The following is a 19,009-nucleotide window of genomic DNA, read 5'->3' on the forward strand; positions in this document are numbered from 1 at the left end:
CCGCACAGGCGCTCGTACGAGGTAGTTGTCCACAGGCGGCCGCTCAGCGGCAGCGGCGGGAGTCGCCGTCGCCGTAGCGTTCCGCGGGTGGAGCGACGCGGGGACCGGACGAGCGAGGCGGCACGGCGACGTCTCGAGCAGCTCGCGCGCGAGCTGAGCCGGCTCGACGCTCGGCCCGGCGAGGCGGTCGACGATCCTCTCGAGGGGCCGTTCGACGATCCGCCCCCCATGCTCATCGAGGATCTTGACGACGACCTTGGCGACGACCTCTTCGACGAGGTCGACATCGCCGCCCTCGAGCACCGCGACGGCCGCGTGGCGTCTCCGCCTGCCCGCCATCGTGCAGGGGCCGCTTCGCCGCCTGCCTGGTCGGCAGACGCGCGCGACAGGATCCCGCCGCGGCTGAGGTCGGCGCTCGGCCAGGGCACGACGACCACGCACGTGCTGGTGCTCCTGGTCGTCCTGGTGGTGGCAGCCGGCGGCGCGCTCTGGTGGGTTCAACGGGCTCAGCCCGAGACCGTGGGGGCCGAGCCGGTGGCGCTGGCCGCCCCCGGCGGCGCGGGAGAGGCGGTGGCCTCACCCGATCCTGCTGCGCCCACCGGTGCGGTCCCGGCCGAGGTGGTCGTCGACGTCGCCGGCAAGGTTCGGCGGCCCGGCATCGTCACCCTCCCGGCCGGCTCGCGCGTGGTGGACGCGCTCGAGGCGGCGGGGGGAGCCCGCCGCGGCACCGAGTTGACCGCCCTCAATCTGGCGCGGGTGCTCGTCGACGGGGAGCAGATCGTCGTCGGGCTGCCTTCGGTCGCCCCACCGCCGGGGAGCGGGACCTCGGGTGGCGCGCCGTCCTCACCGGGGTCGTCGACCGGTGCCGTCGTCAACCTCAACACCGCGACCCTCGAGCAGCTCGACACTCTGCCTCAGGTCGGCCCAGTGACGGCCCAGGCGATCCTCGACTGGCGTACGGAGCACGGCCGGTTCAGCACCGTCGACGAGCTCCTCGAGGTGGACGGCATCGGCGAGGCGACCCTGGCCAAGCTTCGCGACTTGGTCACGCTCTGACCTCGGCCACGGTGGTCACCGCGCCGGCGCGTCTTGGTGAGCGCGGCGGAGATGTCGACCTGCGCATGGTCGCCCCGGCGCTCGCCGCATGGGCGGGAGCCGTCGTCGCGGTCCGCGTCTCCGTGACGGCCGTGCTCGTCGTCTCGGTGTGCGCGGCGCTGGTCGCGGCCGTAGTGGTGCGTTGGTTCCCCTCCGCCCGGAGGCGCGCCGCGTGGGTGGGGCTCCTGCTGGTGCTCTTGATCGCCTCGCTCGCCCTCGGAGCGCTGCGCGCGTCCACCCACCGCTCGGGAGTCGTGCCCGACCTCGCGGCCGAGCGCGCGTCGGTCGCGATCGTCGCCGTGGTCGCGTCCGACCCGAAGGAGGTCCGCGGGACGTTCGGCACCTCGACCGTGCTCCGGTTGACCGTCCTGCGGGTCGAGGCACGTGGCGCCACCTGGCGTCTGCGCAGCCCGGTCACGGCGTGGGTCCGCGGGGACGCGCCAGCCCTGCGGCTCGGCCAGCAGGTCGACGCGGCAGGCCGTCTCGACGCCGCCGACGACTCGGCGACCGCGGCCACGCTGTCGCTGACCAGGGTGTCCGTGCGTCCTGACGGTGACCCGGCCTGGTGGTGGGACGGCGCCCAACGGCTGCGTGACGCGATCACCGCCGCCGTCTCGGGACGGGGCACCGACGTGTCCGCCCTCGTGCCGGCACTGGTCCACGGCGACGACCACGCGCTGTCCGACGGATTACGCGAGGACTTCCGTACGAGCGGACTCACGCATCTCCTCGCGGTCTCGGGGACCAACCTCACGCTGCTGATCGGGTTCCTCCTGGCGCTGGCGCGGCCTCTGGGCGCTGGTCCTCGTGCCCGCGTGGTGCTCGCCGTCGTGGCGACCGTCGGATACGTGCTTCTCGCCAGGCCCGAGCCGTCGGTCGTGCGGGCGGCCGTGATGGGGCTGGTGGGGATCGCCGGGCTCAGCACGGGCGGGCGCAGGCGCGGTGCCCGCTGCCTCGCCTGGGCGGTGGTCGCCGTCGTCCTCCTCGATCCGTGGCTGGCCACGTCGGCAGGGTTCCTCCTGTCTGCGGTCGCGACCGGCGGCATCCTTCTGCTCGCCCCGGTGTGGCGTGACGCACTCGCCCGGTGGATGCCTCTGTGGTTCGCGGAGGCCATCGCAGTCCCGGCGGCCGCGCAGCTCGCCTGCACCGCGCCGGTCGCCGCGCTCTCGGGTGAGGTCTCGCTGGTGGCGGTCGTCGCCAACCTGGTCGTCGCACCCGCCGTCGGACCGGCGACGGTCCTTGGGTTGGCCGGGGGACTGGCCGGCCTTCTGTGGGCGCCGCTCGGCACGCTCGTCGGACTCCTGACCACCGTCCCGGCGGGCTGGATCGTCCTCGTCGGACGGCGCGCGGCCGATCTGCCCGGTGCCTCCGCAGCCGTCGGTGAGGGGCCGATCACGATCGCCCTCCTCGTGATCGTCAGTGGAGTCGTCGCCGTGACCGGGCACCTCCTCCTGAGGCGTCCGCTCCCGACCGTCGTGGCCGCCATGCTCATCGCCGTCGTCACGGTCGCTCCGCTCAGTCCCGGCTGGCCGCCCCGAGGCTGGGTGATGGTCGCCTGCGACGTCGGCCAGGGTGACGCGACGGTCCTGCGTGCGGGCCCGTCGGCGGCGGTCGTCATCGACGCCGGTCCCGATCCAGGTGACGTCGGCCGCTGTCTGGACGACCTCGGCATACGGACGGTCCCGCTGGTCGTCCTCACCCACGCTCACGCCGACCACGTCGATGGCCTGTCCGGCGTCATCCGGGGACGCGACGTCGGCTGGGTCGGCGTCGGGCTGAGCCGACCGTCGCTCAGCGGGGGCGACGTCCGTCGGCTCCGGGGCGGCGAGCGCTGGCGTGTCGGCGACCTCACCCTCACCGTCCTCGCACCTTTAGCTGCCGAGCAGCGCGCCGACGTCACCGAGGACGAGGCGAACGACGCGAGCGTGGTTCTCGTGGCCGAGACCCAGGGGGCGCGCATCCTGCTCACTGGGGACGTCGAGCCACCCGGCCAGGCCGTGCTGCGTCGGACGTATCCCGACCTTCGCGTCGACGTCCTGAAGGTCCCTCACCACGGCAGCGCGCACCAGGACGCCGCGTGGCTCACCGACCTCGGTGCGCGGTGGGCGACCGTCAGCGCAGGTCGCGACAACACGTACGGGCACCCCGCACCGGCGACGCTCACGACACTGAACGCGGCGGACGTGACGGTGCTGAGGACCGATGCCGGGGGAGACGTTGCCGTGGTCGTACGGAACGGTGAGATCAACGGCGTGCGCCGGTGAACCGCCCGTACGCGACGTCAGTGCCGCGTGGCATGCTGACCTGCGATGGCGTCCTTGTTCAGCACCCTCGTCCTGATCACCGGCGGAGTCGAGTTCCTCGCCGACCGCGCGATGCGACGTGCCCTGGCGCAGGTCCACGACGAGGATCCCGAGACGTCCGTCTCGGAGGTCGACGGCTCGTCGCTCGCCCCCGGCGAGCTCGCCGGGCTCACGAGTCCGTCGCTCTTCTCCGCGCACAGCGCCGTGGTCGTCCGCGGCATCGAGTCGCTCGATCCGTCCGTCGCCGACGAGCTGCTCGCGTACGCAGCCGCGCCCGCCCCCGACGTCGCCGTCGTGCTCACCCACGGGGGTGGCCAGAAGGGCAAGGGCGTCCTCGACAAGCTCCGCAAGCTCGGGGCCGTGCAGGAGATCGTGACGGCGGCCCCTAAGCCGTGGGAGGTGACCCGGTGGACCTCGACCGAGGTCCGCCAGCTGGGTGCGTCGATCTCCGAGGACGCCGCCGACTACCTCGTCGCTGCGGTCGGCCACGACCTGCGCTCGCTCGCCGCGGCCGCCGACCAGCTCGTGGACGCCGCGACAGGCGCGGACGGCCGCCGCGACAAGATCTCGCTCGACCTCGTCCGTCAATATTTCGGCGGTCGCGCGGAGGTCAAGGGCTTCGACATCGCCGACGCGGCGATCGACGGCGACGCGGCGCTCGCTCTCGAGCAGCTGCGGTGGGCGATCAACAACAACGTCGCGCCGGTCCTCATCACCTCGGCGTTCGCGACCGGCCTACGCTCGCTGGCTCGCTATGGCGTGGCCTCGAGCAAGGGGCTGCGCGAGGCCGAGCTCGCACGTGAGGTCGGAGCGCCGCCCTTCCGGCTCAAGCGGCTGCGCGCTCAGCTCAAGGGGTGGGACACCGTCGGCATCACGACCGCCATCGCCGCGGTCGCGCGCGCCGACCTCGACGTCAAGGGCGCCGCCGACCCGGAGTACGCGCTGGAGCGGATGGTGCTCGGCGTGGTTGCTGCGCGCGTCCGCTGACGCACGCACGTCCCCGCCTCGCCCCAGGACGCACGAACGGCACCTCCCGTACGAGAGGTGCCGTTCGGCGGAAGGTCAGGCGCTCAGAGAGCGGCGGCCTTCTTGGAGATCGACGATTTGCGGTTCGCCGCCTGGTTCTTGTGGATGACGCCCTTGGACGCAGCCTTGTCCAGCTTGCGGTTCGCTGCCTTCGCGAACTCCTTGGCGTCGTCGGTGTTGCCGGCGTCGACGGCCTCGGTGAAGCGTCGGACGACGGTCTTCAGCTCCGAACGCACGGCCTTGTTGCGCTCACGCGCACGCTCGTTCTGCCGGTTGCGCTTGATCTGCGACTTGATGTTTGCCACGGGGCAAGCCTCGTTGTTCTGTCGAAGTGGATAGTTGCGCGCGCGGACACGGACACGCGACCACCCACTGTATCAGTGGGTCCGGCACGGTCCAAAACTGCTCCTCGATGCTGCTGTGTGCTCTACCGAGCCGGTGGATAGCCGCCGTCGCGACGCTCCTCGACCACGTGCGTGGACCTGGAACGCTGCTGGTTGACGATCAGCGAGACCACCACGGCCACGATGCCTGCGCCGAGCAGGATCCAACCGAGGGTCCCCGTGTCCACCGCGCTGGTGTCGATGTTGATGACGTCGAGGGCGAAGATGAGGCCGAGAATGATGAGAACGATGCCGAGTCCGATGACCACGACAGTCCTTCCTTGTCGACGATGGGGGCTCACACCACGTACCCGTCGACCGTGCGACCCAAACCCTCCACGCCAGGGATGTCAGCGCTGCACGGGCACGATCCGGTAGCCCAGCGGCATCAGCGAGATCGGGATCATCTTGACGTTCGCGAGGCCCAGCGGGATCCCGATGATCGTGAGGCAGAGCGCGATTCCGCTGACCAGGTGGCCCAGCGCGAGCCACCACCCGGCGAGCAGGATCCAGATCACGTTGCCGATCATCGACGGCACGCCTGCGGTCGGATGAGGCTCGATCGTGCGTCCGAACGGCCACAGCGCGTACGAGGCGATGCGGAACGACGCGATCCCCCACGGGATGCCGATGATCGTGAGGCAGAGCAGGACGCCGGCGAGCGTGTAGCCGATCGCCAGCCAGATCCCGCTCAGCACGAGCCAGATGATGTTGAGGATCACGTTCACGCATCGAAGCCTAGGTCGTGTCGGTCGATGGCGTACGCGTTCGGGAACCCTGGCCCGACATGGGAGGATGGGAAGCACCATGGCCAAGACCGCTGCTTCCTCGTCGGCACCCGCTCCGGGCGCGACCGACCCCGCGATCCTCCGCAACTTCTGCATCATCGCGCACATCGACCACGGCAAGTCCACGCTGGCCGATCGCATGCTGCAGCACACGGGGGTCGTCGACGCCCGGTCGATGCGTGCCCAGTACCTCGACCGCATGGACATCGAGCGCGAGCGCGGCATCACGATCAAGAGCCAGGCGGTCCGCCTGCCGTTCACGAAGTCGACCGGCGACGACGCGGGCACGACGTACGTCCTCAACCTCATCGACACCCCCGGGCACGTCGACTTCACGTACGAGGTGAGCCGCAGCCTCGCCGCGTGCGAGGGCGCGATCCTGCTCGTGGACGCCGCGCAAGGGATCGAGGCCCAGACGCTGGCCAACCTCTATCTCGCGCTCGACGCCGACCTGCACGTGATCCCGGTGCTCAACAAGATCGACCTGCCGAGCGCCCAGCCGGAGAAGTTCGCCGAGGAGCTGGCGCACCTGGTCGGCTGCGAGCCCCACGAGGTCCTGCGGGTCTCGGCCAAGACCGGCGTGGGCGTCGAGGACGTGCTGAACGCGGTCGTCGACCAGATCCCGGGGCCGGTAGGCAACCCGGACGCGTCGGCGCGGGCGATGATCTTCGACTCCGTCTACGACACGTACCGCGGCGTGGTGACGTACGTCCGCGTCATCGACGGCCACCTCTCGCACCGCGACAAGATCAAGATGATGTCGACCGGCGCCGTGCACGAGATGCTCGAGGTCGGCGTGATCTCGCCCGAGCCGATGAAGGCCGACCGCATCGGCGTGGGGGAGGTCGGCTATCTCATCACGGGTGTGAAGGAGGTCCGCCAGTCCCGCGTCGGCGACACGGTGACGTCGGCGAACAAGCCCGCGACCGAGGCGCTCGGCGGCTACCGCCACCCCAACCCGATGGTGTTCGCCGGCCTCTACCCGATGGACGGCGACGACTATCCGACGTTGCGTGACGCGCTCGACAAGCTGCAGCTCAACGACGCCGCGCTCCAGTACGAGCCGGAGACCTCCGGCGCGCTCGGGTTCGGCTTCCGCATCGGCTTCCTCGGGCTGCTCCACATGGAGATCGTGCGCGAGCGGCTCGAGCGCGAGTTCAACCTCGACCTGATCTCGACGACCCCCAACGTGGTCTACCGCGTCGTCATGGAGGACGGCACCGAGCACCGCGTCACCAACCCCAGCGAATACCCGACGGGCAAGATCTCCGAGGTGTACGAGCCGGTGGTGCGGGCGACGGTGCTGACACCCACCGACTTCATCGGTCCGGTCATGGAGCTGTGCCAGACGCGGCGCGGGACGCTGCTCGGCATGGACTACCTCTCGTCCGACCGCGTGGAGATCCGTTACACGCTGCCGCTCGCTGAGATCGTCTTCGACTTCTTCGACCACCTCAAGAGCCGTACGAAGGGCTACGCGTCGCTCGACTACGAGACAACCGGCGAGCAGGCCGCGGACCTCGTGAAGGTCGACATCCTGCTGCAGGGCGACCCGGTCGATGCGTTCAGCGCGATCGTCCACCGCGACAACGCCTACACCTACGGTGTCGCGCTCGCGCAGAAGCTCAAGGAGCTCATCCCGCGTCAGCAGTTCGAGGTGCCGATCCAGGCCGCCATCGGCGCGCGCGTCATCGCCCGCGAGACCATCCGCGCGATCCGCAAGGACGTGCTCGCCAAGTGCTACGGCGGTGACATCAGCCGCAAGCGCAAGCTGCTCGAGAAGCAGAAGGAAGGCAAGAAGCGGATGAAGATGGTCGGCCGCGTCGAGGTGCCGCAGGAGGCCTTCGTGGCCGCGCTGTCGACCGGCGACTCGGGCGAGAAGGGCAAGAAGTAGGCACCTCATGAGGCCGGCCGCGTGTGAAGACGTCGAGGCGATCCGAGAGATCGAGCGCGCCGCGGACGAGAGGTTCCGCGAGATCGGCCTCGGCTTCGTCGCTGACGGCGAGCCCACGTCGTACGAGGCTGTCTCGGCGTCGGTCGATCGCGGGACGACGTGGGTCGAGGTGGGCGACGACGGTGTGCCGGTCGCGTTCGCGCTCGCCGACGTCGTGGACGGTCGCGCGCACCTCGAGCAGCTCTCAGTGCTCCCGTCACACGCGGGGCGGGGGATCGGCGCGGCGCTCGTCGACACCGTCGAGCGCTGGGCGCGCACGAACGAGCATGACGTCCTGACGCTGACGACGTTCGCTGACGTGCCCTGGAACGCGCCGTACTTCCACCCGCGGCCACGTGTCGTCATGGCGAAGTCGCTGCGCTGACGGCACCTACCGCACGTACGCCCTGGCATGGGACACCGCTGAGCTGCATCCTGGTCTTGACGTGTTCGCCATACCTGCCGAAGGACACCCGTGAGCGGTTGGTCTCGGCGGCGCTGCGACTGTTCCGCGAAGACGGGTACGAGGCGACCACGATGCGCCGGATCGCGAGCGATGCCGGGGTCTCGCTCGGCAACGCCTACCTACTTCTCCGGCAAGGACGCGCTGGCCCACGAGCTCTACCTGAGCGTGCAGCGCGAGCACCGCGACCGCACGCTCCCGCTGCTGCGCGGCGGGGCTCCGCTGGTGTTCAGCTGGTTGCACGTGGACGACGTTGCGCGCGCCGTGGACCACATCGCCGACCAACCCGAGATCAGCTGCCCGGTCAACGTGGCGTCGCCGAACACGGTGACCAACGCCGAGATCGCGTCGCGGACCCGAAGAGGACTGCTGCCGGTCGCGGTGGGCTGACGCTGTCGGTACGCTCGCCGCCGTGGGAGCGTACGTCGAGTCCGTCTGCACCGGACGCATCAAGCCCGTGCCGTGGGGATCGCTCAAGCGGTCCGCGATCGACAAGCGCCCGGTCTCCGGACCGGTGCGCGTCGGTCCGTACGGACTGGACGGCGACGAGATCGCCGACCTCGAGCACCACGGGGGAGTCGACCAGGCGGTGTACGCCTACGCGGCGGAAGACCTCGAGGACTGGTCGGCACAGCTCGGCCGCCCGCTGCCGAACGGCACCACCTTCGGGGAGAACCTCACCACCCGCGGGATCGACGTCAACGAAGCGGTCGTCGGCGAGCGCTGGGGGATCGGGACGACGGTGCTGGAGGTGTGCGGGACCCGGATCCCGTGCGCGGTGTTCGCCGGCCACGTCGACCAGGAGCGGTGGGCTCGTCGGTTCGTCGAGGCGCGGGTCCCCGGGGCATACCTGCGGGTCGTCGAGCCAGGCGAGCTTGCATCCGGCAACGCGATCGAGGTCGTCGACCGGCCTGCGCACGGCGTGACGGTCCGGGTGGTGTTCCGAGCGCTCGCGACTGAGCGCGACCTTCTGCCGGCGCTTCTTGACGCCCAGGCGCTCGGTACGAAGGCGCGCCGCAAAGCGGAGGAGTACGTCGCGACGCAAGCGTGAGCGGACACCCGCGGGTCGCGGAAAGGTCTCGATTGGGCCGGGACTGTGCCCGGAGTCACAGGGGTCGCGTACGATTCAGCCCATCCCGTGATCCCCATCACTCCTACCACTCCCAGCGATGAGGTGCACTCCTGATGGCCAACGCCCCGACACCCGAGCAGATGAAAGTCGTCGACTCGCGTGCAAAAAACGTCGGCGAGCTGTTCTACGCCCGTGTCCGTGAGACCCCGAACCGTGAGGCTTACCGCCACCCTGTCGGCGAGAACTGGAGGTCGCTGACCTGGGGTGAGACCGGTGAGATCGTGTCGCGCATCGCGGCGGGCCTCATCTCGCTGGGCATCGAGCCGGAGCAGCGCGTGGCGATCGCGTCCGGCACGCGCTATGAGTGGATCCTGAGCGATCTGGCGATCATGGCCGCAGGTGCGGCGACCACCACGGTCTACCCGACCACCGCTGCCGCCGACGTCGCCTACATCCTCGCGGACTCTGGCAGCCGCATCGTGTTCGCCGAGGATGCGACGCAGCTGGCCAAGCTCCAGGAGAAGCGCAGCGAGCTCCCCGACGTCATCAAGGTCGTGCTGTTCGACGGTGACGGTGACGGTGACTGGGTGCTGTCGCTCGGCGAGGTCGAGGAGCTCGGGGCCAAGCTCTTGGCCGAGCAGCCGACCGTCGTCGCTGACCGCGTTGCTGCCATCGACTCCGAGCACCTCGCCACCCTGATCTACACCTCCGGCACGACGGGTCGTCCGAAGGGCGTCCGGCTGACGCACGACTCGTGGACGTACGAGGGCGCAGCTGTTGCCGCGGGTGGATACCTGAACATCGACGACCTCCAGTACCTCTGGCTGCCGATGGCGCACTCCTTCGGCAAGGTCCTGCTCTCGACCCAGCTGCGCGTGGGCTTCGCGACCGCGATCGACGGACGCATCCCCAAGATCGTCGACAACCTGGCCGTCGTGAAGCCGACGTTCATGGGCGCGGCGCCGCGCATCTTCGAGAAGGCCTACGGCCGCATCGTCGGCATGATGGAGGAGGAGGGCGGCGTCAAGCTCAAGCTCTTCACCTGGGCCACCAAGGTCGCCGCGCAGGTCAAGCAGCTCGAGCGCGAGGGCAAGCCTGTCCCGGCGGGCCTCAACCTCCAGCACAAGATCGGCGACAAGCTCGTCCTCTCCAAGGTGCGCGAGCGCTTCGGCGGACGCATCCGCTTCTTCATCTCCGGTGCCTCGGCGCTGTCCCAGGAGGTCGCGGAGTGGTTCGAGGCTGCCGGCATCCTCATCCTCGAGGGCTACGGGCTGACCGAGAGCGCCGCGGGTTCGTTCGTCAACCACCCAGACCATTACAAGCTCGGCACGGTCGGACTGCCGATGCCCGGCACCGAGGTCAAGATCGCCGACGACGGCGAGATCCTCATCAAGGGTCCGGGTGTCATGCAGGGCTACCACAACCTCGAGAGCGAGTCGGCGTCCGCGATCATCGACGGCGGCTGGTTGGCGACCGGTGACATCGGTGAGATCGACGCCGACGGGTTCCTGAAGATCACCGATCGCAAGAAGGACCTCTTCAAGACGTCGGGCGGCAAGTACGTCGCACCGTCGTACGTCGAGGGCATCTTTAAGGGCGTCTGCCCGCTGGCGAGCCAGATGGTCGTCTACGGCAACAACCGCAACTTCGTCTCGGCGCTGATCACGATCGATCCCGACGCCGCGACGCTGTTCGCCGACAACCACGGGCTCGCGGGCAAGTCTTACGCGGAGGTCGTCTCGTCGCCGCAGATGCAGACGGCGATCGAGGGCTACGTCGACCAGCTGAACTCCAAGCTCAACCGCTGGGAGACGGTGAAGAAGTGGGTCGTGCTCGACCACGACCTGACCGTCGAGGAGGGCGAGCTGACGCCGAGCCTCAAGCTCAAGCGCAAGTACGTCGAGGACAAGTTCAAGGACACCCTCGACGGCTTCTACGCCGACGCCTGATCCGAGCGCGTCCGGAGGGGTCGTACCGCAAGGCGGTGCGGCCCTTCCGTCGTTCTACGGCAGGAGGCGGCGTACGACGACGTCGGCGAGGAGGCGACCCTGCAGCGTCAGGACGAGCCGGCCGGCGTCCGCGAGCGGTGCGGCCTGGACGAGTTCCTCGGAGACCAGCGCCGGTACGGCCGCCCGCCCGGCGTCGTCCAACCTCTCGATCGGCATGCCGTCGCGCAGGCGTGACTCCAGCAGAACCTGCTCCACCCGTCGCGTCTCGGCATCGAGGATCTCGCGTCCGTGCCCGGGAGAGACGCCGTCAGCGAGCCGCTTCGCGTACGCCGCGGGGTGCTTGACGTTCCACCAGCGGGTGCCGGCGACGTGGCTGTGCGCCCCGGGACCGAAGCCCCACCAGTCTGCGCCCGTCCAGTAGAGCTCGTTGTGGCAGCATCGGGCCGCCTCGTCGCGCGCCCAGTTGGACAGCTCGTACCAGCCGAGCCCGGCGCAGCCGAGCCGCTGGTCGGCCGCCGCGTACATGTCGGCCATCAGGTCGTCGTCCGGCGCGGCGATCTCCCCGCGTGCCACTCGCCGAGCGAGCGCCGTGCCCTCCTCGACGATCAGCGCGTACGCACTCACGTGGTCCGGATCGAGCGCGAGCGCCGTGTCGAGCGAGCGCTCCCAGTCCGCGAGCGACTCGCCTGGCGTGCCGTAGATGAGGTCGACGCTGACCTGTGCGAACCCGGCCTCGCGGGCCCACCGGACGACGTCGGGCATCCGTGCCGGGTCGTGGGTGCGGTCGAGGGTGGCGAGGACGTGCGGGACCGCGGACTGCATCCCGTACGAGATCCGGGTGAAGCCGCGCGAGCGCAGCGTCGCGAGCGACTCCGGCGTCACGCTGTCTGGATTGGCCTCGGTCGTGGCCTCGTAGCCGTCGGCGAGCCCGAACGTCTTGTCGAGGCCCTCGAGGATGCGGCCCAGGTCGTCGGACGAGAGCAGTGTGGGCGTCCCGCCGCCGACGAACACCGTCTCCACCCGGGGGAGCGGGCGGTCGGCGCGCTCCAGGACCCGCGCCGCGAGGTCGATCTCGGCCAGCACGGTGTCGGCGTACGAGTCGTGTGAGGCGCCAGGCCCGAGCTCGGACGACGTGTACGTGTTGAAGTCGCAGTAGCCGCAGCGGGTCACGCAGAACGGGACGTGCACGTACGCCGCGAACGGCGCCGCTCCGAGCGCCTGCAGCGAGGAGGAGGGGAGGGCGCCGTCGGTGGGGACAGCTTCACCCTCAGGCAACGTCGACGGCATGCGTCCAGTGTCTCAGGGCGCCGCCAACGACCCTTGCGGCCGGAGCTGCTGCGGCCTATAGTGCTATTCAAGTAGCACATTAGGAGTATCCGATGATCGAGTTCCACCTGGACTCCCGCTCGGGGGTCTCGGCCTACCTTCAGCTCGTGCAGCAGGTGCGCCGCGCCCTGCGGCTCGGCCTGCTCGCCGAGGGCGACCAGCTCCCGACCGTGAAGGACGTCGCCCACCAGCTGGCGATCAACCCCAACACCGTCCTGAAGGCCTACCGTGACCTCGAGCGCGACGGCCTCGTCGCGCCGCGGCCCGGTGTCGGCACCTTCGTCACCCGGACCCTCACCGACAACACGCTCGCGGCACACGGACCCCTCCGTACGGACCTGCAGCGCTGGCTCGCCAAGGCCCGCCGTGCCGGCCTCGACGACGAGAGCATCGAGGCGCTGTTCACGACCACCTTTCGCGCCGCCTCCGAGGAGGACATCGCATGACCACCGCACTGAGGACGCATGAGCTCGGCAAGAGATACGGCCGAAATCGGCAATGGGCCCTGAAGGACTGCACCCTCGAGCTCCCGACCGGTCGCGTGGTCGGTCTGGTCGGCCCGAACGGTGCCGGCAAGAGCACGCTCCTCGGTCTGGCGGCCGGGATGCTGGTGCCCACCGCAGGGCGGGTCGAGGTCCTGGGGGAGGACCCGTCGTCGGGTGCCGACCATCTCGCGCGCGTCGGCTACGTGAGTCAGGACACTCCGACCTACCGGGGGATGAGTATCGCCGATCACCTTCGCCTCGGCGCGAAGCTCAACCCGCGATGGGACCACGGGCTGGTCCACGAGCGGATCGCCCGGCTCGGTCTCGACGCCCGGCGCCGTACCGGCACGCTGTCGGGCGGCCAGCGTGCCCAGATCGCGCTCACGTTGGCGATCGGCAAGCGACCGGAGCTGCTGATCTTGGACGAGCCGGTCGCCGCTCTCGACCCGCTGGCCCGTCGCGAGTTCATGCAGGACCTCATGGAGGCGGTCGCCGAGCACGACCTCACGGTCGTGCTCTCGTCGCACCTCGTCTCCGACCTCGAACGTGCCTGCGACTTCCTGGTGGTGCTCGTGGACTCGGAGGTCCGGGTCGCCGGCGACCTCGACGACCTGCTCGCCTCGCACCGCCGCATGACCGGGGCTCGGCGCCCATCCGACGCGGCGCCTGCCGGACATCACGTGGTGACGGCGAGCCACACCGAGCGGCAGAGCACGTTCGTGGTCCGCACAGACGGGCCGCTGATCGACCCGTCATGGGACGCGACCCCGTTGGGGCTCGAAGATCTCGTTCTCGCCTATCTGCGCAATGACGCCTCGTACAAGCGCCCGCGCCCGACCGTGGAGGTAGTCCGATGATCTGGCTGACCTGGCGCCAGATGCGCCCCCAGGCCGTGCCGACGGCGCTCGGCGTCGCCCTGCTGCTCGCCGCGCTCGCGGCCACCGGCCCGAGTCTGGGCGACGCGGCCGAGAGCAGCTCGTTCCTGGACGGAGTGACCTCCGACGGACTCAAGGTCACGCTCTACTACGCAGGCATCGCGGCGGCGTACGCGCTGCCAGCCGTGGTCGGCGCCTTCTGGGGTGCGCCGATGGTCGCGCGCGAGCTCGAGACGCGGACCCACCGGCTCGCGTGGAGCCAGTCGGTCACCCGTACGCGCTGGCTGGCCACGAAGCTCGGCCTCACCGCGCTAGTCACCGCTGCCGTCGCCGGTGTGCTCGCGTGGGGTGTGACCTGGTGGGCCGGTCCCATCGACCGCGCGGTCACCGCCGGAGATCGGACGGACGTGTTCGCCGTCGCCCGGATCGAGCCGGCGCTGTTCGGGGCGCGGGGGAGCGTACCGATCGGCTACGCGCTGCTGGCGCTCGCGATCGGTGTGCTCGCCGGCCTCGTGATCCGGCGGACCGTCCCGGCGATGGCGGTGACCCTCGTGCTGATCGTCGCCGCCCAGGTGCTGGTCCCCGCGGTGCTGCGTGCCCACCTGGCCGAACCTGAGACCACTGCGACCTCCATCACCGACGAGAACCTCGTCGGGCTGTTGGTCGGTGGGGCCGAGGGGCCTGGTGACGAGATCACCAGCGTGGAGGAGATCCAGGTCAGCACCGAAGGGACGGGTGAGTGGGAGCTCTCCAACGTCACGGTCGACGCCGACGGAACGACGCTGGCGACCCTGCCGAAGTGGGTCGTCGACTGCGGCGGGCCGCCGCCGGGTGAGAGCGCCAAGGCGGGCGCTCGGGAGGCGTGCTTCGAACGGCTCACGGCCGACGGCTACCAACAGCAGGTCACGTCGTACCCGTCCAGCGCCTTCTGGACGCTGCAGTGGCGCGAGACGGCGCTGCTCCTCGTGCTGGCGCTCGGCCTCGGTGGGTTGTGCTTCTGGCGGGTCCGAGGGGACGTGCCGTAGAGGTTTCGACAGGCTCAAGGTTTCGACAGGCTCAAGGTTTCGACAGGCTCAAGGTTTCGACAGGCTCAACCAGCGGTGGGTTGCGTGACGAAGTCGATGAGCTCCTCGACCCGACCGAGCAGCGCAGGCTCGAGGTCGGCGTAAGAGGAGACCGTACCGAGGATCCGCTTCCAGGCGTGCGCGATGTCGGCCTGGTTGCGGTGCGGCCAGCCCAGCGCCTGGCAGATGCCGTGCTTCCACGACATCGTCCGCGGGATCATCGGCCACTTCGCCAGCCCGAGGCGGTCCGGCTTCACGGACTGCCAGATGTCGACGTAGGGGTGGCCGACGACCAGCACGTGCTCCTTGTACGGGCCGCGCAGCACCGAGGCGGCGATCCGTGACTCCTTCGACCCGGGGACGAGGTGGTCCACGAGCACGCCGAGGCGGCGCCCGTGCCCCGGCTTGAACTGCGCGACCACCGACGGGAGGTCGTCGACGCCTTCGAGGTACTCGACGGCGACACCCTCGATCCGCAGGTCGTCCCCCCACACCTTCTCGACGAGCTCGGCGTCGTGTCGCCCCTCGACATAGATCCGGCTTGCCCGGGCGATCCGGGCCTTCGCGTCGTGGACGGCGACGGACCCCGAGGCGGTGTGGGTGGGGCGGGCGGGGGCGGCGGCACGGACGGGCGCCTTGAGGATCACGGGCTTGCCCTCCAGCAGGAAGCCCGGGCCGAGAGGGAACGTACGGCGCTTGCCGCGGCGGTCCTCGAGCTCGACCGTGCCGAGGTCGCGGTCGGTACGGGTGACCGCGCCGCAGAAGTCGGTCTGGACCTCCTCGAGCACCATCCCGACCTCCGCCTCCCGCTCGGTGGAGCGTCCGCGCTTGGGGACGCGCCAGTCGCCGGAGAGGACGTCGGAGCCGTAGCGGTCGTGAGTCACGAGGAGCACGGTAGTCGAGGCGGCGGGTCCACCAGGGCGGCACACGCCGCCGGGGCGCCACGCGCGGCTGGCCTTGCTGGCTAGACTGGCACTCACGGCACACGAGTGCCAGACGTGCGAGAAGGGACGAGGCGGTGGAGGTCGTGCTCGACGAACGCAAGCTCGCGGTCCTGCGCGCCATCGTCGAGGACTACGTGGCGACGCGGGAGCCTGTGGGCTCCAAGACGCTGGTCGACCGGCATCAGCTCGGGGTCTCGCCGGCGACCGTCCGCAACGACATGGCGGTGCTCGAGGAGCAGGGCTTCATCGCCCAGCCCCACACCAGCGCAGGTCGCATCCCGACCGACAAGGGCTATCGGCTCTTCGTGGACCGGCTCGCCTCCGTACGACGCCTGAGCATCCCTGAGCGGCGGGCGATCGAGTCCTTCCTCGACGGGGCCGTCGACGTGGACGACGTGGTGCAGCGCAGCGTGAGGCTCCTGTCGCAGCTCACCCACCAGGTCGCTCTCGTGCAGTACCCGACGCTCACCCGCTCCACGGTGCGTCATGTCGAGCTCGTCCCGATGGACCGCGGCCGCATCCTCCTCGTGCTGATCACGAGCTCGGGCCGCGTCGACCAGCGCATCATCGAGCTGCCCGAGGAGCCCGGCGAGCATCTGCTCGGCGAGCTGCGCGGCAAGCTCATCGCGGCCGCCGTCGGCCAGCGGCTGCCCGACGCGTCAGCGACCGTCGCCGACCTCATCACGGCCTTCCGACCCGAGGAGCGGCCGATCGTGACCGCTGTCGTCGCGACGATGACGCGCGCCTTCTCCGACGAGCGCTCCGACGAGCGGGTCGCGGTCGGCGGTGCCGCCAACCTCGCGCGCTTCGGGGCCGACTTCGACACCTCGATCAAGCCGGTGCTCGAGGCGCTTGAGGAGCACGTGGTGCTGCTCAAGCTCCTCGGCGAGGCCACCTCTCCGAGCATGCTCACCGTACGGATCGGCGCCGAGGTGCCGTACGAGGAGCTGTCGGCGACCTCGGTCGTCGCGACGGCGTACGGCAGCACCGACGAGCCGCTGGCCACCCTCGGCGTCGTCGGACCCACCCGCATGGACTATCCGGGCACGATGGCGGCCGTGCGTGCCGTCGCCCGGTACGTCGGCCAGACCCTCAGCGATTGAGAACAGACAAGGACGCATGAGCCAGGACTACTACGGGACCCTCGGTGTGAATCGCGATGCGACACCCGAGGAGATCAAGAAGGCATACCGCAAGCTCGCACGCAGCCTGCACCCCGACGTCAACCCCGACCCGGAGGCACAGGAGCGGTTCAAGACGGTCACCGTCGCGTACGAGGTGCTGTCCGACCCCGAGAAGCGTGCCTTCTACGACCGCGGCGGCGACCCGCTCGGCAGCGCGGGTGGCGGCGGCGGCTTCGGCGCGGGGTTCTCGTTCAGCGACATCATGGACGCGTTCTTCGGCCAGCAGACCCAGCGCGGTCCGCGCGGCCGGACGCGTCGCGGCAACGACGCGCTGATCCGCATCGCGGTGCCGTTGGCCGACGCCGCCTTCGGCACCACCCGCGAGCTCAAGGTCGACACGGCCGTCGTGTGCGGCACGTGCCACGGCAACGGTTCGGCCGACGGCGCGGATCCGGTCACCTGCCAGACCTGTCAGGGCCACGGAGAGGTGCAGCACGTGCAGCGCTCCTTCCTCGGCGACATCCGTACGGCGCGCCCGTGCCCGACCTGCGGGGGCTTCGGCTCGGTCATCGTCAACCCGTGCGAGGAGTGCTCCGGCGACGGCCGGGTGCGCGCGCGCCGCACGCTCACCATCAAGGTGCCCCCGGGCGTCGACTCCGGGACGCGCATCCAGCTCACCGGCGAGGGCGAGGTCGGCCCGGGCGGTGGGCCCGCCGCCGACCTGTACGTCGAGATCGAGGTCGAGCCGCACCAGGTGTTCACCCGCTCCGACGACGACCTCTACTGCGACGTACGGGTGCCGATGACCGCGGCGGCGCTCGGCACGCAGATCGACCTGCCGACGCTCGAGGCTGACGCCGACGTCGAGGGCGCGGAGCCCACGATCGGCTTCGACATCGCGGCGGGCACCCAGTCCGGCGAAACGGTGACGATCCGGGGCCGCGGGGTTCCGCACCTACGCGGTGTCGGGCGTGGCGACCTCAAGGTCCGCATGGTCGTCGAGACGCCCACCAAGCTCGATGAGGCACAGCGAGACCTCCTCACGAAGCTAGCCGTCGAGCGTGGCGAGGAGCGGGTCGAGGCGGAGTTCGCTGCACCCCATCGCGGCAGTGTCTTCGGCCGGATCCGGGACGCGTTCCGCTGAGGCCAGGAGGATTCGTGGTCGCACGGGGGCCGGTGGCCCGCATACCATGGTCGAGTCCCGACCGAGCGAAGGAGAACTGCCCCCGACGGGGGTGCCGATGAGTACGCCTGAACCCTTGCAGCACACCGTCACGATCCCGGCGAGCATCCCGATGGTGGCGCTGCTCGGCCCCGCCGACGAGTTCCTCCGCCTGATCGAGTCCAGCTTCGACGCCGACGTCCACGTCCGTGGCAACCAGGTCTCCATCCGCGCAACGGCGGCCGAGTCCGCGCTGGTCGAGCGGTTGCTCGATGAGCTGGTGACGATGATCCGGACCGGTCAGGGCCTGACGACCGAGACGATCGAGCGCAGCATCGCGATCCTGCGGACCGAGACTGAGGAGCGTCCCGCCGACGTCCTCAGCCTCAACATCCTGTCCAATCGCGGCCGGACGATCCGTCCCAAGACGCTCAACCAGAAGCGGTATGTCGACGCGATCGACAAGCAGACGATCGTCTTCGGCATCGGGCCCGCCGGCACCGGCAAGACGTACCTCGCGATGGCCAAGGCCGTGCAGGCGCTCCAGTCCAAGGACGTCACGCGGATCATCCTCACGCGCCCTGCGGTGGAGGCCGGCGAGAACCTCGGCTTCTTGCCGGGCACGCTCAGCGAGAAGATCGATCCCTACCTGCGCCCGCTGTACGACGCGCTGCACGACATGCTCGACCCCGAGACAATCCCCAAGCTGCTCGCGGCCGGGACGATCGAGGTCGCGCCGCTGGCCTACATGCGTGGAAGGGCTCAGCCGGTTGACCGCGCTGTGCTGACGCCGACGGGCTGGCAGCGAATCGGCAAGCTGCAGGTCGGCGATCTCGTTATCGGACGGGACGGTCGACCGACGCCCGTTCTCGGTGTCTACCCGCAGGGTGAGCGTGACGTCTATCGCGTCACCGCCCAGGACGGGGCGTCGACGCTGGCGTGCGGCGAGCATCTGTGGACCGTCCGCACGGCGTCGGACCGTCGGCGAGGGCGCAGCCGCACGCTCCAGACACGCGA

18 protein-coding genes and 2 pseudogenes are annotated in these 19,009 nt (G+C 70.2%); 15 read left to right on the forward strand and 5 right to left on the reverse strand.

Going from position 1 to position 19,009, the window contains the following annotated elements; genetic code table 11:
- The first annotated feature begins 87 nt into the window (after positions 1-87).
- The 3 genes from H4N58_RS06740 (at position 88) to holA (ending at position 4,385) form a co-directional block, all read left to right on the forward strand.
- On the forward strand, positions 88-1,056 hold the full coding sequence (locus H4N58_RS06740; protein WP_243845181.1) for a ComEA family DNA-binding protein: 969 nt from the start codon (positions 88-90) through the stop codon (positions 1,054-1,056).
- Between the two features lie 65 nt (positions 1,057-1,121).
- Positions 1,122-3,359 carry a ComEC/Rec2 family competence protein gene (locus tag H4N58_RS06745; RefSeq protein WP_182397153.1) on the forward strand — a complete coding sequence of 746 codons (2,238 nt, stop codon included), beginning with the start codon at positions 1,122-1,124 and terminating at the stop codon, positions 3,357-3,359.
- A gap of 45 nt (positions 3,360-3,404) precedes the next feature.
- A complete protein-coding gene (gene holA, locus H4N58_RS06750; protein WP_167007882.1) occupies positions 3,405-4,385 on the forward strand; it encodes a DNA polymerase III subunit delta in 981 nt (326 codons plus the stop codon).
- A gap of 83 nt (positions 4,386-4,468) precedes the next feature.
- Here holA and rpsT read toward each other — a convergent pair whose 3' ends face one another.
- The 3 genes from rpsT to H4N58_RS06765 all read right to left on the reverse strand — a co-directional run bounded on the left by rpsT (position 4,469) and on the right by H4N58_RS06765 (position 5,535).
- Positions 4,469-4,729 (reverse strand): 30S ribosomal protein S20, encoded by a 261-nt coding sequence (rpsT, locus tag H4N58_RS06755; protein ID WP_167007885.1) that lies wholly within the window; start codon positions 4,727-4,729, stop codon positions 4,469-4,471.
- Between the two features lie 122 nt (positions 4,730-4,851).
- Positions 4,852-5,076 (reverse strand): DUF6458 family protein, encoded by a 225-nt coding sequence (locus tag H4N58_RS06760; protein ID WP_167007888.1) that lies wholly within the window; start codon positions 5,074-5,076, stop codon positions 4,852-4,854.
- 81 nt (positions 5,077-5,157) lie between these two features.
- Complete coding sequence (locus tag H4N58_RS06765; protein WP_167251950.1) at positions 5,158-5,535, reverse strand: YccF domain-containing protein; 378 nt, start codon at positions 5,533-5,535, stop codon at positions 5,158-5,160.
- A gap of 79 nt (positions 5,536-5,614) precedes the next feature.
- Between H4N58_RS06765 and lepA the strand changes: the two genes are divergently transcribed.
- The 6 genes and pseudogenes from lepA (at position 5,615) to H4N58_RS06790 (ending at position 11,012) form a co-directional block, all read left to right on the forward strand.
- A complete protein-coding gene (lepA, locus tag H4N58_RS06770; protein ID WP_182397154.1) occupies positions 5,615-7,489 on the forward strand; it encodes a translation elongation factor 4 in 1,875 nt (624 codons plus the stop codon).
- A 7-nt stretch (positions 7,490-7,496) separates the two neighbouring features.
- On the forward strand, positions 7,497-7,913 hold the full coding sequence (locus H4N58_RS06775; RefSeq protein ID WP_167007895.1) for a GNAT family N-acetyltransferase: 417 nt from the start codon (positions 7,497-7,499) through the stop codon (positions 7,911-7,913).
- A 98-nt stretch (positions 7,914-8,011) separates the two neighbouring features.
- Positions 8,012-8,062: pseudogene (locus H4N58_RS20920) on the forward strand (hypothetical protein); the annotation flags it as partial.
- Between the two features lie 22 nt (positions 8,063-8,084).
- Positions 8,085-8,381, forward strand: coding sequence for a hypothetical protein (locus H4N58_RS06780; RefSeq protein ID WP_208322501.1), 297 nt, complete (start codon positions 8,085-8,087; stop codon positions 8,379-8,381).
- Between the two features lie 22 nt (positions 8,382-8,403).
- The gene (locus tag H4N58_RS06785) at positions 8,404-9,042 is read left to right on the forward strand and encodes an MOSC domain-containing protein (protein ID WP_167007898.1); all 639 of its coding nucleotides are present in this window, start codon (positions 8,404-8,406) and stop codon (positions 9,040-9,042) included.
- Between the two features lie 134 nt (positions 9,043-9,176).
- Positions 9,177-11,012, forward strand: a complete 1,836-nt coding sequence (locus H4N58_RS06790) for a long-chain fatty acid--CoA ligase (RefSeq protein WP_167007901.1) — start codon at positions 9,177-9,179, stop codon at positions 11,010-11,012.
- Positions 11,013-11,066: 54 nt separating this feature from the next.
- Here H4N58_RS06790 and hemW read toward each other — a convergent pair whose 3' ends face one another.
- Positions 11,067-12,299: a radical SAM family heme chaperone HemW gene (gene hemW, locus H4N58_RS06795; RefSeq protein ID WP_167007904.1), complete on the reverse strand. Its 1,233-nt coding sequence runs from the start codon at positions 12,297-12,299 to the stop codon at positions 11,067-11,069.
- Positions 12,300-12,391: 92 nt separating this feature from the next.
- Here hemW and H4N58_RS06800 point away from each other — a divergent pair, with 92 nt between their 5' ends.
- The 3 genes from H4N58_RS06800 to H4N58_RS06810 are packed head-to-tail and all read left to right on the forward strand — an operon-like array spanning position 12,392 to position 14,723.
- On the forward strand, positions 12,392-12,784 hold the full coding sequence (locus H4N58_RS06800; protein ID WP_167007907.1) for a GntR family transcriptional regulator: 393 nt from the start codon (positions 12,392-12,394) through the stop codon (positions 12,782-12,784).
- Positions 12,781-13,680, forward strand: coding sequence for an ABC transporter ATP-binding protein (locus tag H4N58_RS06805; protein ID WP_167007909.1), 900 nt, complete (start codon positions 12,781-12,783; stop codon positions 13,678-13,680). The genes H4N58_RS06800 and H4N58_RS06805 overlap by 4 nt, the downstream gene beginning before the upstream one ends.
- On the forward strand, positions 13,677-14,723 hold the full coding sequence (locus H4N58_RS06810) for an ABC transporter permease subunit (RefSeq protein ID WP_167007911.1): 1,047 nt from the start codon (positions 13,677-13,679) through the stop codon (positions 14,721-14,723). Before H4N58_RS06805 ends, H4N58_RS06810 begins: the two co-directional genes overlap by 4 nt.
- 65 nt (positions 14,724-14,788) lie before the next feature.
- Here H4N58_RS06810 and H4N58_RS06815 read toward each other — a convergent pair whose 3' ends face one another.
- A complete protein-coding gene (locus H4N58_RS06815; RefSeq protein ID WP_167007913.1) occupies positions 14,789-15,655 on the reverse strand; it encodes a DUF3097 domain-containing protein in 867 nt (288 codons plus the stop codon).
- Positions 15,656-15,789: 134 nt separating this feature from the next.
- On the opposite strand from H4N58_RS06815, the gene hrcA reads away from it, so the two are divergent.
- From hrcA to H4N58_RS20595, 3 genes and pseudogenes are all read left to right on the forward strand, one after another.
- A complete protein-coding gene (gene hrcA, locus H4N58_RS06820) occupies positions 15,790-16,809 on the forward strand; it encodes a heat-inducible transcriptional repressor HrcA (protein WP_167009248.1) in 1,020 nt (339 codons plus the stop codon).
- A gap of 16 nt (positions 16,810-16,825) precedes the next feature.
- On the forward strand, positions 16,826-17,974 hold the full coding sequence (dnaJ, locus tag H4N58_RS06825; protein ID WP_167007915.1) for a molecular chaperone DnaJ: 1,149 nt from the start codon (positions 16,826-16,828) through the stop codon (positions 17,972-17,974).
- Between the two features lie 97 nt (positions 17,975-18,071).
- Positions 18,072-18,752, forward strand: a pseudogene (locus H4N58_RS20595) (PhoH family protein); the annotation flags it as partial.
- Positions 18,753-19,009 lie beyond the last annotated feature (257 nt).

Origin of the sequence: Mumia sp. ZJ1417, from assembly GCF_014127285.1 — a bacterium.
GTDB lineage: Bacteria > Actinomycetota > Actinomycetes > Propionibacteriales > Nocardioidaceae > Mumia.

Excerpts from the sequence above, each read along its gene's own strand:
- H4N58_RS06745 (WP_182397153.1), top strand. The coding sequence starts at position 1,122 with ATGGTCGCCCCGGCGCTCGCCGCATGGGCGGGAGCCGTCGTCGCGGTC.
- holA (WP_167007882.1), top strand. The coding sequence starts at position 3,405 with ATGGCGTCCTTGTTCAGCACCCTCGTCCTGATCACCGGCGGAGTCGAG.
- lepA (WP_182397154.1), top strand. The coding sequence starts at position 5,615 with ATGGCCAAGACCGCTGCTTCCTCGTCGGCACCCGCTCCGGGCGCGACC.
- H4N58_RS06775 (WP_167007895.1), top strand. The coding sequence starts at position 7,497 with ATGAGGCCGGCCGCGTGTGAAGACGTCGAGGCGATCCGAGAGATCGAG.
- H4N58_RS06780 (WP_208322501.1), top strand. The coding sequence starts at position 8,085 with ATGCCGGGGTCTCGCTCGGCAACGCCTACCTACTTCTCCGGCAAGGAC.
- H4N58_RS06790 (WP_167007901.1), top strand. The coding sequence starts at position 9,177 with ATGGCCAACGCCCCGACACCCGAGCAGATGAAAGTCGTCGACTCGCGT.
- hemW (WP_167007904.1), bottom strand. The coding sequence starts at position 12,299 with ATGCCGTCGACGTTGCCTGAGGGTGAAGCTGTCCCCACCGACGGCGCC.
- H4N58_RS06800 (WP_167007907.1), top strand. The coding sequence starts at position 12,392 with ATGATCGAGTTCCACCTGGACTCCCGCTCGGGGGTCTCGGCCTACCTT.
- H4N58_RS06805 (WP_167007909.1), top strand. The coding sequence starts at position 12,781 with ATGACCACCGCACTGAGGACGCATGAGCTCGGCAAGAGATACGGCCGA.
- H4N58_RS06810 (WP_167007911.1), top strand. The coding sequence starts at position 13,677 with ATGATCTGGCTGACCTGGCGCCAGATGCGCCCCCAGGCCGTGCCGACG.
- dnaJ (WP_167007915.1), top strand. The coding sequence starts at position 16,826 with ATGAGCCAGGACTACTACGGGACCCTCGGTGTGAATCGCGATGCGACA.